Source organism: Micromonospora sp. NPDC002717 (genome assembly GCF_040295705.1).
Lineage (GTDB): Bacteria > Actinomycetota > Actinomycetes > Mycobacteriales > Micromonosporaceae > Micromonospora.
In genome coordinates, this window is record NZ_JBEOVW010000005.1 from 42,202 (window position 1) to 56,058 (window position 13,857).

Consider the following 13,857-nt stretch of genomic DNA (forward strand, 5'->3'; position numbering starts at 1 on the left):
ATTCTGACCTGCCCAGTGAGGGATCTTGGTAAACCCGGCGGAGCCCGTCGAGTCAGCTCCGGCCGGCGCCGCCCTCGGCGAACACCAGACGCAGCAGTCGGTCGTCCTCGGGCGCGGGGTCGCCCCGCCCGTCGTGGTTGGAGGTGCTCACCCAGATCGAGCCGTCGGGCGCGGTGGCCACGGCCCGCAGCCGCCCGAACCGCCCGGTCAGCAGCTCGCGCGGCTGGCCGAGCACTGTGCCGGTGTCGGTCAGCTCGACCAGCCACAGCCGCTCGCCGCGCAGGCACGCGGTGACCAGCAGCCGGTCCGCGGCGGCCAGCCCGGAGCAGGAGGCGTCCGACGTCGGCCACTGGGTGATCGGGTTGACGTAGCGCTTGTCGTCGTCGCGTCCCTCGACCTGCGGCCAGCCGTAGTTTCGCCCCTTGGTGACCTGGTTGATCTCGTCCCAGGTGTTCTGGCCGAATTCGACGGCGTACATCCGCTTGCCCGGGTCCCAGGCGAGCCCCTGGACGTTGCGGTGGCCGAGGGACCACACCGGGGACTTCGGGAACGGGTTGCCGGGTGCGGGCTTGCCGTCCTTGGTGATCCGCAGGATCTTCCCGCCGAGGCGCTTGACGTCCTGCGCCTGCGGCCGGTCGCCGGCGTCGCCGGTGCTCGCGTAGAGCAGGCCGTCCGGGCCGAAGGCGAGGCCGCCACCGTTGTGGATGCCCGCCTTCGGGATGCCGGTGAGGATCGGGGTGGGCGTGCCGCCGAGCTCCAGCCGGGCGATCCGGTTGTCGCGCTCCGTCGTGTAGTAGACGAAGACCGACTTGTCGCGCTGGTAGTCGGGGGAGACGGCGATGCCCATCAGCCCGCCCTCGCCGGACGCGGCCACGTCGGGGACGGTCTGCACCGGGGTGACCTTCAGCCCGTCGGGCCCCGACTCGGGGCCGACCCGCAGGATCCGGCCGCTGTCCCGCTCCGTGACCAGTGCGGCGCCGTCGGGCAGGAAGGCGATGCCCCACGGCACCCGCAGCCCCTTGGCCAGCACGGTGGTGACCGCCTCACTGCCGGCGCCGCCGGCGCTCGCCGTCGTCGAGGGGGTCGGGAAGGTCGGCGGCTCGCCGGCCGGGTCCGGCTCGGGCTCGCCGAAGCTGCAACCGGCGGCCGCGAGCAGCAGCGCCGCGCACGACGCCGCCAGGGCCGCCCGGAGGCGGCGGGTGCGAGGGTACGGGGGACGGGCGCTCACCCGGCCCAGGGTAGCCGGCCGGGGCGCCGTACCGGGGCCGACGGATCGGACCGGGTGCCCCGATCCGCCCCGCCCGGCCGGCGGCCCGGCCGGGGGCCTATCGTCGGCGGGCGTGAAGGTATGGATCCCGCACGAGTCCGGCCGCGCGCTCCTCGGGGAGCTGCCCCGGGACGTCACCGTCGAGGTGGTCGAGGACCCCGCCCGGCTTCCCTCGGAGGCGGCCGGCGTCCGGTTCTGGGTGCCGCCGTTCCTGGCCGGCGGCGACGCCACCGCGCTGCTGGGCGAGCTGCCCGACCTGGCGGTGGTGCAGCTCCTCTCCGCCGGGGCGGACGCCTGGGCCGGCCGGATCCCGGAGGGGGTGACGCTCTGCGACGCGCGGGGCGTGCACGATCCGTCCACCGCCGAGTGGGTGGTCGCGGCGATCCTGTCCCAGCTGCGGGCCTTCCCGGCCATGGCCCGGGCGCAGGCCCGGCGCGAGTGGGCGTACGGGGAGGTGGCCCCCACCGACGAGCTGGCGGGCAAGCGGGTGCTGATCGTCGGGGCGGGCTCGATCGGCTCGGCGGTGCGGGACCGCCTCGCGCCGTTCGAGGTGAGCTTCACCCTGGTGGCCCGTACCGCCCGCCCGGATCAGGGGGTGCACGGCGTCGAGGAGCTGCCGGGCCTGCTGCCCGAGGCCGACGTGGTGGTGCTGCTGGTGCCGCTGACCGAGCAGACCCGGGGGCTGGTCGACGAGACGTTCCTCGCGGCGATGCGGGACGGCGCGCTGCTGGTGAACGCCGCGCGCGGTCCGGTGGCCCGCACCGAGGCGCTCGTCGCCGAGCTGCGGACCGGCCGGATCTCGGCCGCGCTGGACGTCACCGACCCGGAGCCGCTGCCCGCCGACCACCCGCTGTGGGCGATGCCGAACGTGCTGCTCACCCCGCACGTGGCGGGCTCGGTGCGCGGCCTGCTGCCGCGGGCGTACCGGCTGGTCGGGGAGCAGGTCCGGCGGTTCGCGGCCGGCGAGCCGTTGGTCAACGCGGTCGTGGACGGCTACTGACCGGCGCCGGCGTGGCGGGTCAGCCGGCCACGTCGGGCAGGGTCTGGCCGGTGGCCTCGACCAGCCGCGGCAGGTCGGCGCCGCGGACGGCCGGCAGCAGCACCGCCTGGCCGTCGTCGAGTCGGGCCACCGCCCGGCCCCGTGCGTCCGGGGCCAGCTCCACGACCCGGTCCCAGCTGATCCGGCGCTGCCCGACCAGCGCCCGCAGGCGCAGCTCGCGGGCGTCCACGTCGGTGCCGGCCCGCCACGCCCAGACCCCGACGGCGAGCGGGACGAGCAGCACCGGCAGCAGGTACCACCGGGCGCCGGCCAGCGGCAGGGCGCCGATGAAGGCGATGATCGCGGCGGCCAGGATCGCCTGGTTGTGCCGGAAGCGGACGGTGCCGGAGCTGCTCACCCCCCGATGATCCCACCCCCGCCGCCCCCGGCACGCGCCGGGCGGCGCCGGGCCCCACCCGACGGCTGGCAGTGACGAGGGCCACTGTCGCCTCGGCGTCACCGCATGCCTGCGCGCTCGTTGGCGATAGATGGGCAGCGGACCCACCTCGTTCCGGCGCCCCGCACCGCCGCACCGCCGCACCGCCCGTGCCCCCTCACGAAGGCGACCGCCGTGCCCCTCGCGTACCCGTCCCACGCCCTCGCCCGCCGTCCGGCCGTGCCGGAGGCCCTCGTCCTCGCCGCCGTCGCCCTGCTCCTGCTCGCCGGCGCGGCCGGCCGAATGCCGGCCCCGGCCGTCGTGGCGCTGGCGGGCGCCGCCGGCTCCGCGCTGGCCGGCGCCCGGCTGTCCCGGCTGGCCGCCGGCCCGCCCACGCCGGCGCCCAGCGGTTCCCGGGCGGCCCGCCGCCGCGCGGCGCTGCCCCGTCGCGTCGCCGTGCTGCTCGACGCCGCCGTGGTGACGGCGGGGCTGGCCGCCGCCGTCCTCCCGCTCGCAGACCCCCGCCACCGGCCCGCCGTCGCAGTGGCGGGGCTGGTCGTCGCCGCCCCGCTCTTCGCCGCCGGGCTGCCTTCGCAGGCGCGGACGCCGCACCCGGCCGCCCGGGTCCGGCTGCGGCGGGCCCTCGACGCGACCGCCGCCGGCCTCGGGCTGGTCCTCGCCGGTTGGCTGCTGCTGCCCCGCGACCGCCTCGACCCGCCGGCCCGGCTCGCGGCGGCGGTGGCCCTCGGCGGGCTCGCGATCGCGGTGCTCACGGCGCTGACCGGGCCGCACCGGCGCTCCGGCGCCGCCCGGTGCCGGGGCGGGGCGGCGCTCACCCTGCTCGGGTTGGCGTTGCTGGCCGCGCTTCCGGTCGGGACGCCGCCGGTCCGGGCGGCGCTGCTGGCCGTACCCCCGCTGGTGGGCGGGGTGCTGCTGACCGCGGCGGGGGCGTTGCGGGCGGCCCGGCCGCAGCCCGACCCGCCGGCCCTGCCCATCCTCGTGTGGCCCCGGGCGGTGGTCCCGGCCGCCGCGGCCGTGACGGCCACCGGCTGGCAGCTCCGCTCCGACGGGCCGCCGGACCTCACCGCCGTGCTGCTCGCGCTCGCGGTCGCGCCGCCGCTCGTGCTCCGCGACCTGCTCCGGGCGGGCGAACCGCCACCGCCGGCCCCGGCCTCCGCCCCACCGGCCCTCGCCTCCGCCCCACCGGCCCTCGCCTCCGACCCACCGGCCCTCGCCTCCGCCCCACCGGCCCTCGCCTCCGCCCCACCGGCCCTCGCCTCCGCCCCACCGGCCCCCACGCAGGCGCCGGGCCGCGCCGACGCCGCGGCGACCGGCGCCGAGGCGGCACCGGTCCGCGTCGACGCCATGCCGACCTGCACCGAGGCGTCGGCGGCCCGGCACCGCTCGCCCGGGACCGGCCGGTCCGGCGGGCCGGCGGGCCGCGCCGAGCTGCTGCGGGCCCTCGCCGCGCTGCGGGACGCGCCGTCCCCCTGCGGCGCGCTGCTCGTCGTCGACCTGCACGTCCCCGGCGCCACCGCCGAAGGGCCCGGCCACGCTGCCCGGGAGGCCGTGACGGCCGAGGTCGCCCGTCGCGCCCGCGCCGTCGTCGGCCCAGGGGACCTGCTCGCCGACCTCACCGCCGCCGGCTTCGCGGTGGTCACCGGGACCGACCCCGTGCTGGCGTACGCGCTGGGCACCCGGCTGCTCGCCGCGCTCACCCAGCCCTACCAGGTGCCGGGCGGGGTGCTGCGGCTGCGGGCCAGCATCGGGCTGGCCGAGGTGGCCGGCACCGCCCCGGAGAACCTGCTGCGCCAGGCGGACCTGGCCCGGCGGCGGGCCGTGCAGCTCGGCCGGGACCGGGTCGAGTGGTACGACGCCTACCTGGAGGAGCAGCTCGTCCGCCGGCTGGACCTGGAGCGGGAGCTGCCCGGGGCGGTCGCCCGGGGCGAGCTGGACCTCGTCTACCAGCCGGTGCTCGACCTGGCCGACCGGCAGCCCGTCGGCACGGAGGCGCTGCTGCGCTGGCGCAGCCCGGTCCTCGGCACGGTGCTCCCGGCCGAGTTCCTGCCGGTGGCGGAGGATCTCGACATCGTGGGCGAGCTGGGCTGCTGGGTGCTGGACCGGGCCTGCCGGCAGCTCGCCGCCTGGTCGGCGGGGAGCCGGCAGCTCTGGATGGCGGTCAACGTGACCGTCCGGGAGCTGGCCGCGCCCGACTTCGTGCCCCGCACGGCGGCCGTGCTGGACGCGTACGGGGTGCCGCCCGACCGCCTGGTGGTCGAGGTGGCGGAGCCGAGGGTGGCCGGCGAGCTGCCGACCGTGGTGGCCCGGCTGGCCGGGCTCCGTTCGCTGGGCATCCGCACCGCGCTGGACGACTTCCGGGCCGAGCACGCCTCGCTCGCCCAGCTCCGCCGGCTGCCGATCGACCTGCTCAAGGTCGGCCCGCAGCTGGTGGACCCGGCGGACCCGCAGCGCCCGCTGATCGACGTGGTGGTGGCCGTGGGGGATCGGTTGGGGCTGGACATCGTGGTGGAGGAGCTGGAGTTGCCGGGCCTGGTCGACGGCGCGCGCCGGGCCGGCTGCCGGTACGGGCAGGGCTTCGCGCTGGCGCGGCCGGCCACCGCGGAGCGGGTGGAGGCGTACATCGAGGAGTTCCCGTCGGCGTCGCGCTGACCGCTGGCCGGCGGGAAGGGGCGCCTGGCGGCGCCCCTCACCACGTCACGCCCGCGCGGCCGCCAGCACCCGGCCGACCAGTTCGCCGGAGGTGCCGGAGCGCTCGTACTCGGAGCGGTGCAGGGACCCGCCCATCCGCGGCGCCGGGTTGCGGTGCACCGCCGGGCCGTCCGACGTCACCAGCGCCGCGAAGTGGTACTCCTCGGCGTTCGTCGCCTCGATGATCCGGGCGATGTTGCGCGGCGTGATACCGCCGCCCGGCATGACCACGATCCGGCGTTCCGCCCGGCGGACCAGCTCTGCGATGAGCGGGGCGCCCTCCAGCACGCTCACCTCCTGACCCGAGGTCAGCACCCGGTCCACGCCCAGCCCGACGAGCTGCTCCAGCGCCTCGAACGGGTCCCGGACCATGTCGAACGCCCGGTGGAAGGTGATGCTGGCGCTGCCGGCCGCCTCGATCAGCTTCCGGGTGGTCGGTACGTCGATGTCGCCCTCGGCGGTCAGCGCCCCGATCACCACGCCGTGCGCACCGGCGGCCACCGCCGCCCGCACGTCCCGCACCATCGCGTCGACCTCCGCCGGGGAGTAGATGAAGTCCCCCGCCCGCGGCCGGACGATGACGTGCACCCGGATCCGGTCCACGCTGCGCAGGGCCGTCTCGATGGTGCCGATGCTGGGGGTCAGTCCGCCCTCGAAGAGCGCGGAGCAGAGCTCCACCCGGTCGGCGCCGGCCACCTCGGCGGCGACCGCCCCCTCGACGCTGTCGATGCAGATCTCGAATGTCGTCATCAGTCTTCCTTCTCCTTGCGGGGTCCCGCGGTCCAATCGATGGCGGCGGTGATCGCGCCGACCGGTTCGCCCCCGCCGAGCACCGGCACCCGGCGCAGCTCCCCGGCGCCGTCGACCGGTACGCCGGCCGCGTCCAGGGCGGCGAGGGCGATGGCGGTGGTGGCCCGGGGGCTTCCGTCGACCACCTTCACGGCGACCGCGTACCCGTCCGGGGTGGCCACCCCGAGCACGCCCTCGGCGCCGCCCTTGGCGAGCACCCCGGGCAGCGCCCGCATCAGGTCGGTGTTCGGGTGGCCGTGCCAGCCGCCGACGTGTTCCGGATGGCGGAGCATCGCCTCGGCCACCCGCGCCTCGTCGCTGCCCGGCTCCGCCAGGACCAGGGCCTGGAACGTGCGGGCCAGGCCGGTCAGCGGCAGCCCGAACAGCGGCGCGCCGCAGCCGTCCACTGCCACGGTGGTGACCGGGGTGCCGGCCAGCCGGCCGACCGTGGCGGCGACCTCGCGCTGCAACGGATGCGCCGGGTCCAGGTAGTCGTGCGTGGACCAGGACCGGGCGGCACAGGCGACGAGCATCGCGGCGTGCTTGCCGGAGCAGTTCATCCGGATCCGGCTCCGCCGGTCGCCGTCGCGGATCAGCCGTTCCCGGGTCGCCTCGTCCTCCGGCCAGTCCACCGGGCAGCCGAGCGCCTCGTCGCCCAGCCCGGCGGCGGCCAGCAGCTCGCGTACCACGGCCACGTGGCGGTCGTCGCCGGTGTGGCTGCCGGCGGCGATGGCCAGCCCGGGGCCGGTCAGCGCGCGGGCGGCCGGCGACGGGGCGGCGGTCGCGGCGGTGAGGCAGGCCAGCGCCTGCGCCGGCTTGAGGGTGGAGCGCGGCAGCACCGGCTCGTCGGGTACGCCCGCGGCGAACGCGACCGCTCCGGACGGGTCGAGCACGACCACGCTGCCGAGGTGTCGGCTCTCCACGAAACCGTTGCGGGTCACCCGGGCCAGTTCGGCGTACGGGACAGTGGTCACCGGGCGGTACCCCCTTGGACGAGAAGTGACGCCGCCGGATCCGGTTCGGCCGACTTGCGGCGTCCGGTGAGGCGACCGTTGCGGGCCTGCAGCACCCGGGCGAACTTCGACAGCGAGGCGTTGACCACCAGGTAGATCAGCGCCACCACCAGGAAGGTCTGGATCAGCAGGTTGGTGTACGAGGAGAGCACCTGACCGCTGTAGAGCAGCTCGGTGTAGCTCACCACGAAGCCGAGCGAGGTGTCCTTGAGCAGCCCGACCAGTTGGCTGACCAGGGAGGGGGCGAGCTGTAGCAGGGCCTGCGGCAGCACGACCAGCCGCATGACCTGTCCCCGCCGCAGCCCGACGGCCAGGCCGGCCTCGGTCTGGCCCCGGTCCAGCGCCTTGATGCCGGCCCGGAAGATCTCGGCGAACGCCGCCGAGTTGGAGACCACCAGGGGCACCACGAGCTTCCAGAACAGCGGGAAGTTCAGGCCGTACTGCGGGAGCGCGAAGAGCGTCACGTAGATCAGCAGCAGCGCGGGTACGGTCCGGAAGACCTCCACGTACGCGCCCGCCAGCCAGCGCACCGGCCGGTGCGCCGACAGCCGGCCGAGCGCGAGCAGCAGGCCGAGCGCGGCGCTGAGCACGGCGGTGGCCGCGGCGGCGCGCAGCGTGGCCCAGAGCCCGTCGAGCAGGTAGCGCCAGATCGGCCAGGTGGTGAAGGGCTGCCACCGGTCGGCGGCCAGCTCGCCGTAGCTCGCGAACCGGTGGACCGCCCAGGCGAGCCCGCCGAGGACGGCGAGCGCGCCGAGCACGGTGGCGATGCGTATCCGCCGCCGGGCCCGGGGGCCCGGCTCGTCGAAGAGGATCTGTTGGGTCGTGTTCATCGGACGATCGCCAGCCTTCGTTCCAGCGTGCCGGTGAGCCGACCGATCAGCAGCGCCAGCAGCATGTAGGCGAGGCCGGCGCCGGTGAAGACGGCGATCGGCTGGGCCTCGACGAGGTTCACGTTGTTGGCGGCCTGGGTCAGCTCGACCACCCCGACGGCGGCGGCCAGGGAGGTGTTCATCAGCAGCGCGATGCAGATGTTGCCCATCGGCTGGATCACCGCGCGCAGTCCCTGCGGCAGGATGACGTACCGCAGGGACTGGCTGAAGGTGAGCCCGATGGCGCGCGCCGCCTCGGCCTGCCCCACGCCCACCGTGTTGATCCCGGCGCGGATCGCCTCGGCCAGGTACGCCCCCTCGTAGGCGGCGATCACGATGGCCGCCGAGGTGAACAGCGGGAACGTGATGCCGACCGTCGGCAGCGCGAAGACGAAGAGCACCAGCAGAGCCAGCAACGGCAGGTTCTGGAGCAACTCGACGTAGACGGTGCCGACGGTGCGCAGCAGCGGTACCGGGCAGATCCGCAGCGTCGCCACGACGATGCCCAGCAGCATCGCGCCGATGGTGGTCACGACGGTCAGCTGGACCGTCGTGACCAGCCCGTGGCCGAGTACGCCGAGGTGTGCGGTGAGGGCGTCCATGTCGGGGGAAGGATCCTCAGGAGCCCTCGACGGACCCGATCGCCGGCGGGGTGGGCGCGCCGCCCTCCACCACCGAGCCGAGGGTGCTCTCCCACACCTTCGCCCAGGTGCCGTCGGCCTGGATCTTCTTGAGCCAGTTGTTGACGAACTCCTTGAACTGGGCGTCCTCGTGGTTGAGTCCGATGCCGTACGCCTCGGTCGTGAACGGCTCGCCGACCACCTTCATCCCGGGGTTCGCCTTGGCGCCCGAGGCGAGCAGCGTGAAGTCCTGCACGTACGCGTCGCCGCGCTTCTGCAGCAGCGCCTGCACGGCCTGCGGGTCGGTGGCGAACGCGACCTGCTTCGACCCGGGCGCGGCGGCGGGCAGCGCGGTGACCGCCGGGGTGTTCGCGCCGACGATGACCGTCTTCCCGGCCAGGTCCTGGACGCCCTTGATGCCCGTCTCGTCCTTGCGCACCGCGACCGCCAGGCCGGAGGTCAGGTACGGCCCGGCGAAGGCGACCTGGGTGGCCCGCTGCGGGGTGATGGTGTACGTCTGGAAGACGGCGTCGACCGACTTCGCCTGGAGCATCGCCTCCCGGGTCTGGGTGCCGATGGTCACCGTCTTCACCTCGGGCTTGCCGATGATGTACTTGGCCAGCAGCTTGGCCATGTCGGCGTCGAAGCCCTCGATCTGGCCGCTGACCGGGTTCTGCTGGGACAGCAGCGGGGCGTCCAGCGAGCCGCCGATGGTCAGGTAGCCCTGCTTGCGGATCCGGTCCATGGTGGAGCCGGCCGGGATCTCGGCGTCGGAGGCCACGGGAGCGGCGTCGTACACCGACTGGGCGACCTTCTCGCCGCCCGGCCCGCCGGGCACGGCCGGCCCGGAGCCGCCGTCGCCGCAGCCGGCGGCGGCCAGCGCCACGGCCACCGCCGTGGCGGCCATCGTCACCGCGCGGCGTCGCGTGAGGTTCCTGTGCAGAATCGACATGCCACCCTCCTCGGGGGTCAGTGCTGGAGGATCTTGGAAAGGAAGTCGCGCGCCCGCTCGGTGCGGGGGGCGGCGAAGAACTCGTCGGGGGTGCCGGACTCGACGATCCGGCCGTCGTCCATGAAGACGACCCGGTCGGCGGCGCGGCGGGCGAAGCCCATCTCGTGGGTCACCACGATCATGGTCATGCCCTCGGCGGCGAGGGAGACCATCACGTCCAGGACCTCGTTGACCATCTCCGGGTCGAGGGCCGAGGTGGGCTCGTCGAAGAGCAGCACCTTGGGCCGCATCGCGAGGGCGCGGGCGATCGCCGCCCGCTGCTGCTGGCCGCCGGAGAGCTGCGCGGGGTAGCGGTCGGCCTTGTCGGCGATGCCGACCCGGTCGAGCAGGGCCAGCGCCTGCTCGCGGGCCTCGGCCTTGGCGATCCGGCGGACCTTGGTGGGGCCGAGCGTGACGTTGTCGAGCACCGTCCGGTGGCCGAACAGGTTGAACGACTGGAAGACCATGCCGACGTCCGCGCGCAGCCGGGCCAGCTTGCGGCCCTCGGCCGGCAGGGGCTCGCCGTCGATCTCGACGTCGCCGGCGCCGGCGACCTCCAGGCGGTTGAGGCACCGGCAGAGGGTCGACTTGCCGGAGCCGGACGGGCCGACCACGACCACCACCTCGCCGGCGGCCACGGTCAGGTCGATGTCCTTGAGCACGTGCAGCGGGCCGAACCACTTCTGCAGGCCGCGGACGGCCACCATCGGCCGGTCCGGGCGCGTGGACCCGGTCCGCCCGGCGAGGCCGGTTGCCGTCGTCGGTGCCACAGCTCGCCCCACTTTCTGCGATCTCCGAACAAAGATTTGTGCTGGCCGAACCAACGCGGCTCATCTAATGCGAGCGACCAAATCAAGTCAACAGGTTGCCGGAAGAAAGTTGGGATGCTAAGAACCTGGCGTGACGATTGACGACGCCCCGCGTGACGGCCTCCGCGGCGGGCCACGCGATCTGCTCCGGCTGGTGGCCAGCGGGGCGGCGGTCAGTCGTGCGGACCTCGCCCGGCTCTCGGGGCTGTCCCCGTCCACCGTCTCCCAACGGGTCGAGGCCCTGATCAGCGAAGGGCTGCTCCAGGAGACCGGGGCGGGCAAGTCACGGGGTGGACGACGCCCCCGCCAGCTCGCGGTGCCCACCGGCGGCGCGCTGATCGGCGCCGTCGACCTCGGGGCGCACCACGCCCGGCTCGGCACCCTCGACCTCTCCGGTCGGGTGGTCGAGGCCCGGTCCCGGCCGGTCCGCATCGAGGACGGCCCCGAGGCCGTGCTCGGCGCGTTGCTCGACGATCTCGCCGCGCTGGTGCCCGCCGCCGACCCGGCGGTGCCCGGCCAAAGGGGAAGCTCCGCCGCCGGCGTCGACGCGTTGCGGGGCATCGGGATCGGCATCCCCGGGCCGGTGCAGTCCGGCACCGGCCGGATCGTCAGCCCCTCCCGGATGCCCGGTTGGAACGGCTTCGACGTCGGTGCCTTCTGTGCACAGCGCACGGACGTACCGGTCATCGTGGACAACGACGCCAACCTCATGGCGCTCGGGGCGCACCGGGCCGCCCACGCCCATCTGGACCATGCGGTCTACGTCAAGGCCGGCACCGGCATCGGCGCAGGGGTCATCTCCGGCGGGGCGCTGCACCGGGGCGCCCAGGGCTCCGCCGGGGACATCAGCCACTGCCGGGTGGTGGCCGACGCGGCGCCGCTGTGCAGCTGCGGCAACACCGGCTGCCTGGAGGCGGTGGCCAGCGGGGCGGCCCTGGTCGCCGCCCTGCGGGAGCAGGACGTGCCGGTCGACGACCTGACCGGCGTGATGCGGCTGATCGAGGACGGTGACCGGCACGCCACCGCCCTCGCCCGTCGCGCCGGCCGGGCGATCGGCGAGATCCTCGCCGTGGTGGTCAACTTCTTCAACCCGCAGGTCGTCGCGATCGGCGGCCGGCTCGCCGAGTGCGAGCCGTTGTTGGCCAGCATGCGGGCGACCCTCTACGAGCGCTGCCTGCCGCTGGCCACCGAGGCGCTGCTCATCGAGCGGGTGGTCGCCGGCCCGGACGTCAGCATCATGGGCGCGGCGCACCTGGTCATCGACCGGGTCGTGGACCCGTCCTGACGCCGGTTTCGGACCCGGGCGGGTCGGCGTGAGCCGGGCGTCGCCCGGAACGTCGGTCCGCGCGTGGCGAGCACGTGCTCCGGCGCCCGGCCGACCAGCTCGGCCGGCCGGGCGCCCTGCCGGTACGGGCCGGGGCGCTACTCGGGGACGCGGCGGTAGGCGCCGTCGCTGGCCGAGGTCGCCATCGAGGCGTACGCGCGCAGCGCCGCGGACACCGGCCGCTGCCGGTCGACCGGGGTGTACGGCCGGTCGCGCTTCTCCTGGGCGATCCGGCGTGCTTCCAGCACGTCGGGGGCCACGTTCAGCTCGATCGAGCGGCCCGGGATGTCGATGACGACCTCGTCGCCGGGCTCGACGAGCGCGATCAGCCCGCCGGAGGCGGCCTCGGGGGAGACGTGCCCGATGGAGAGGCCGGAGGTGCCGCCGGAGAAGCGCCCGTCGGTGAGCAGCGCGCAGGCCCGGCCCAGCCCCCGGCCCTTCAGGAAGGAGGTGGGGTAGAGCATCTCCTGCATGCCGGGGCCGCCCTTCGGCCCCTCGTAGCGGATCACCACCACGTCGCCGGCGACGACCTCCTTGGCGAGGATCGCCGACACGGCGTCGTCCTGGGACTCGTAGACCTTGGCGGGGCCACGGAAGGTCAGGCACTCCTCGGGCACCCCGGCGGTCTTCACCACGCAGCCGTCCGGGGCCAGGTTGCCGTGCAGGATGGCCAGCCCGCCGTCGGCGCTGTAGGCATGGGCGAGGTCCCGGACGCAGCCGCCGGCCGCGTCGGTGTCCAGCGACGACCAGCGGTTGGTGGTGGAGAACGGCTCGGTGGTGCGCACCCCGCCGGGCGCGGCGTGGAACAGCTCGACCGCCTCCGGCGTCGGCGAGCCGCCCCGGACGTCCCAGTCGGCCAGCCAGCGCTCCAGGCTGGGGGAGTGCACCGCGTGCACGTCGCGGTTGAGCAGGCCGGCCCGGTCCAGCTCGCCGAGGATGGCCGGGATGCCACCGGCCCGGTGCACGTCCTCCATGTGGTACTGCGGGGAGTTCGGCGCGACCTTGGCCAGGCAGGGAACCCGGCGGGAGATCGCGTCGATGTCGGCGACGTCGAAGTCCAGCTCGGCCTCCCGGGCGGCGGCGAGCAGGTGCAGGATCGTGTTGGTCGAGCCGCCCATCGCCACGTCCAGGGCGACGGCGTTCTCGAACGCGGCCCGGCCGGCGATCGCGCGGGGCAGCACGGAGGCGTCGTCGCCGTCGTACCACCGCTTGGCGATCTCCACGGCGGTGCGGCCGGCCTCGACGAAGAGCGACCGGCGCGCGGCGTGGGTGGCCAGCGTCGAGCCGTTGCCCGGCAGGGCCAGCCCGATCGCCTCGGTGAGGCAGTTCATCGAGTTGGCGGTGAACATGCCGGAGCAGGAGCCGCAGGTCGGGCAGGCCGACCGCTCGATGGCGCCGAGCTGGTCCTCGGTCACGGCCTCGTTGGAGGCCGCGACCATCGCGTCGATCAGATCGATCTTGGAGTGCACCACGCCCTCGATCGCCACCGTCTTGCCGGCCTCCATCGGCCCGCCGGAGACGAAGACGGTCGGGATGTTCAGCCGCAGTGCGGCCAGCAGCATGCCCGGGGTGATCTTGTCGCAGTTGGAGATGCAGACCAGGGCGTCGGCGCAGTGCGCGTTGACCATGTACTCGACGGCGTCGGCGATCAACTCCCGGCTGGGCAGGGAGTAGAGCATGCCGCCGTGGCCCATGGCGATGCCGTCGTCCACCGCGATGGTGTTGAACTCGCGGCCCACCCCGCCGGCCTCGGCGACCGCCTCGGCGACCAGGCCGCCGAGGTCCTTGAGGTGCACGTGACCGGGTACGAACTGGGTGAAGCTGTTGGCGATGGCGACGATCGGCTTGCCGAAGTCGTCGTCGGTCATCCCGGTGGCCCGCCACAGGGCCCGGGCGCCGGCCATCGTCCGACCGTGCGTGGAGGTCTTCGACCGCAGCTCAGGCATGCCTACCAGTGTTGCACCGCCGCCGGAGCACCCGCCGGGGGCGCGCGCCGTGTCCCAAAGGATGCACACCCGGGGCCCCACGCGGGACCCTCATCCGGCACAGTT

12 protein-coding genes are annotated in these 13,857 nt (G+C 75.2%); 3 read left to right on the forward strand and 9 right to left on the reverse strand.

Translation table 11 applies throughout. The features are described from left to right. Window positions 1-52: 52 nt before the first annotated feature. A complete protein-coding gene (locus ABT006_RS09685; protein WP_350704718.1) occupies window positions 53-1,228 on the reverse strand; it encodes a PQQ-dependent sugar dehydrogenase in 1,176 nt (391 codons plus the stop codon). Window positions 1,229-1,340: 112 nt separating this feature from the next. Between ABT006_RS09685 and ABT006_RS09690 the strand changes: the two genes are divergently transcribed. Next, window positions 1,341-2,267 (forward strand): 2-hydroxyacid dehydrogenase, encoded by a 927-nt coding sequence (locus ABT006_RS09690; RefSeq protein WP_350704720.1) that lies wholly within the window; start codon window positions 1,341-1,343, stop codon window positions 2,265-2,267. 19 nt (window positions 2,268-2,286) lie between these two features. Here ABT006_RS09690 and ABT006_RS09695 read toward each other — a convergent pair whose 3' ends face one another. Continuing rightward, window positions 2,287-2,664 carry a PH domain-containing protein gene (locus ABT006_RS09695; RefSeq protein WP_350704722.1) on the reverse strand — a complete coding sequence of 126 codons (378 nt, stop codon included), beginning with the start codon at window positions 2,662-2,664 and terminating at the stop codon, window positions 2,287-2,289. Window positions 2,665-2,877: 213 nt separating this feature from the next. Between ABT006_RS09695 and ABT006_RS09700 the strand changes: the two genes are divergently transcribed. Beyond that, window positions 2,878-5,352 (forward strand): putative bifunctional diguanylate cyclase/phosphodiesterase, encoded by a 2,475-nt coding sequence (locus tag ABT006_RS09700; protein ID WP_350704723.1) that lies wholly within the window; start codon window positions 2,878-2,880, stop codon window positions 5,350-5,352. 45 nt (window positions 5,353-5,397) lie between these two features. On the opposite strand, the gene ABT006_RS09705 is transcribed toward ABT006_RS09700, so the two are convergent. From ABT006_RS09705 to ABT006_RS09730, 6 genes are read right to left on the reverse strand one after another with little or no spacing between them, the layout of a single operon-like run. Continuing rightward, a complete protein-coding gene (locus ABT006_RS09705) occupies window positions 5,398-6,141 on the reverse strand; it encodes a copper homeostasis protein CutC (RefSeq protein ID WP_350704724.1) in 744 nt (247 codons plus the stop codon). After that, window positions 6,141-7,154: an asparaginase gene (locus ABT006_RS09710; protein WP_350704726.1), complete on the reverse strand. Its 1,014-nt coding sequence runs from the start codon at window positions 7,152-7,154 to the stop codon at window positions 6,141-6,143. Before ABT006_RS09710 ends, ABT006_RS09705 begins: the two co-directional genes overlap by 1 nt. After that, window positions 7,151-8,023: an amino acid ABC transporter permease gene (locus ABT006_RS09715; RefSeq protein ID WP_350704728.1), complete on the reverse strand. Its 873-nt coding sequence runs from the start codon at window positions 8,021-8,023 to the stop codon at window positions 7,151-7,153. Before ABT006_RS09715 ends, ABT006_RS09710 begins: the two co-directional genes overlap by 4 nt. Next, window positions 8,020-8,664, reverse strand: coding sequence for an amino acid ABC transporter permease (locus ABT006_RS09720; RefSeq protein ID WP_350704730.1), 645 nt, complete (start codon window positions 8,662-8,664; stop codon window positions 8,020-8,022). Before ABT006_RS09720 ends, ABT006_RS09715 begins: the two co-directional genes overlap by 4 nt. Window positions 8,665-8,680: 16 nt before the next feature. Beyond that, a complete protein-coding gene (locus ABT006_RS09725; protein WP_350704731.1) occupies window positions 8,681-9,634 on the reverse strand; it encodes a glutamate ABC transporter substrate-binding protein in 954 nt (317 codons plus the stop codon). Window positions 9,635-9,651: 17 nt separating this feature from the next. Continuing rightward, window positions 9,652-10,380 carry an amino acid ABC transporter ATP-binding protein gene (locus ABT006_RS09730; protein WP_350704733.1) on the reverse strand — a complete coding sequence of 243 codons (729 nt, stop codon included), beginning with the start codon at window positions 10,378-10,380 and terminating at the stop codon, window positions 9,652-9,654. 193 nt (window positions 10,381-10,573) lie between these two features. On the opposite strand from ABT006_RS09730, the gene ABT006_RS09735 reads away from it, so the two are divergent. After that, window positions 10,574-11,767, forward strand: a complete 1,194-nt coding sequence (locus ABT006_RS09735; protein ID WP_350704735.1) for an ROK family transcriptional regulator — start codon at window positions 10,574-10,576, stop codon at window positions 11,765-11,767. Between the two features lie 137 nt (window positions 11,768-11,904). Here the strand turns inward: ABT006_RS09735 and ilvD are convergent, their stop codons facing one another. Next, complete coding sequence (ilvD, locus tag ABT006_RS09740) at window positions 11,905-13,752, reverse strand: dihydroxy-acid dehydratase (RefSeq protein WP_350704737.1); 1,848 nt, start codon at window positions 13,750-13,752, stop codon at window positions 11,905-11,907. Window positions 13,753-13,857: the final 105 nt, after the last annotated feature.

What these genes read in the sequence shown, in the direction of transcription:
- ABT006_RS09705 (WP_350704724.1), bottom strand. Translation starts at nt 6,141, where the DNA reads ATGACGACATTCGAGATCTGCATCGACAGCGTCGAGGGGGCGGTCGCC.
- ABT006_RS09715 (WP_350704728.1), bottom strand. Translation starts at nt 8,023, where the DNA reads ATGAACACGACCCAACAGATCCTCTTCGACGAGCCGGGCCCCCGGGCC.
- ABT006_RS09720 (WP_350704730.1), bottom strand. Translation starts at nt 8,664, where the DNA reads ATGGACGCCCTCACCGCACACCTCGGCGTACTCGGCCACGGGCTGGTC.
- ABT006_RS09725 (WP_350704731.1), bottom strand. Translation starts at nt 9,634, where the DNA reads ATGTCGATTCTGCACAGGAACCTCACGCGACGCCGCGCGGTGACGATG.
- ABT006_RS09730 (WP_350704733.1), bottom strand. Translation starts at nt 10,380, where the DNA reads ATGGTGGCCGTCCGCGGCCTGCAGAAGTGGTTCGGCCCGCTGCACGTG.
- ilvD (WP_350704737.1), bottom strand. Translation starts at nt 13,752, where the DNA reads ATGCCTGAGCTGCGGTCGAAGACCTCCACGCACGGTCGGACGATGGCC.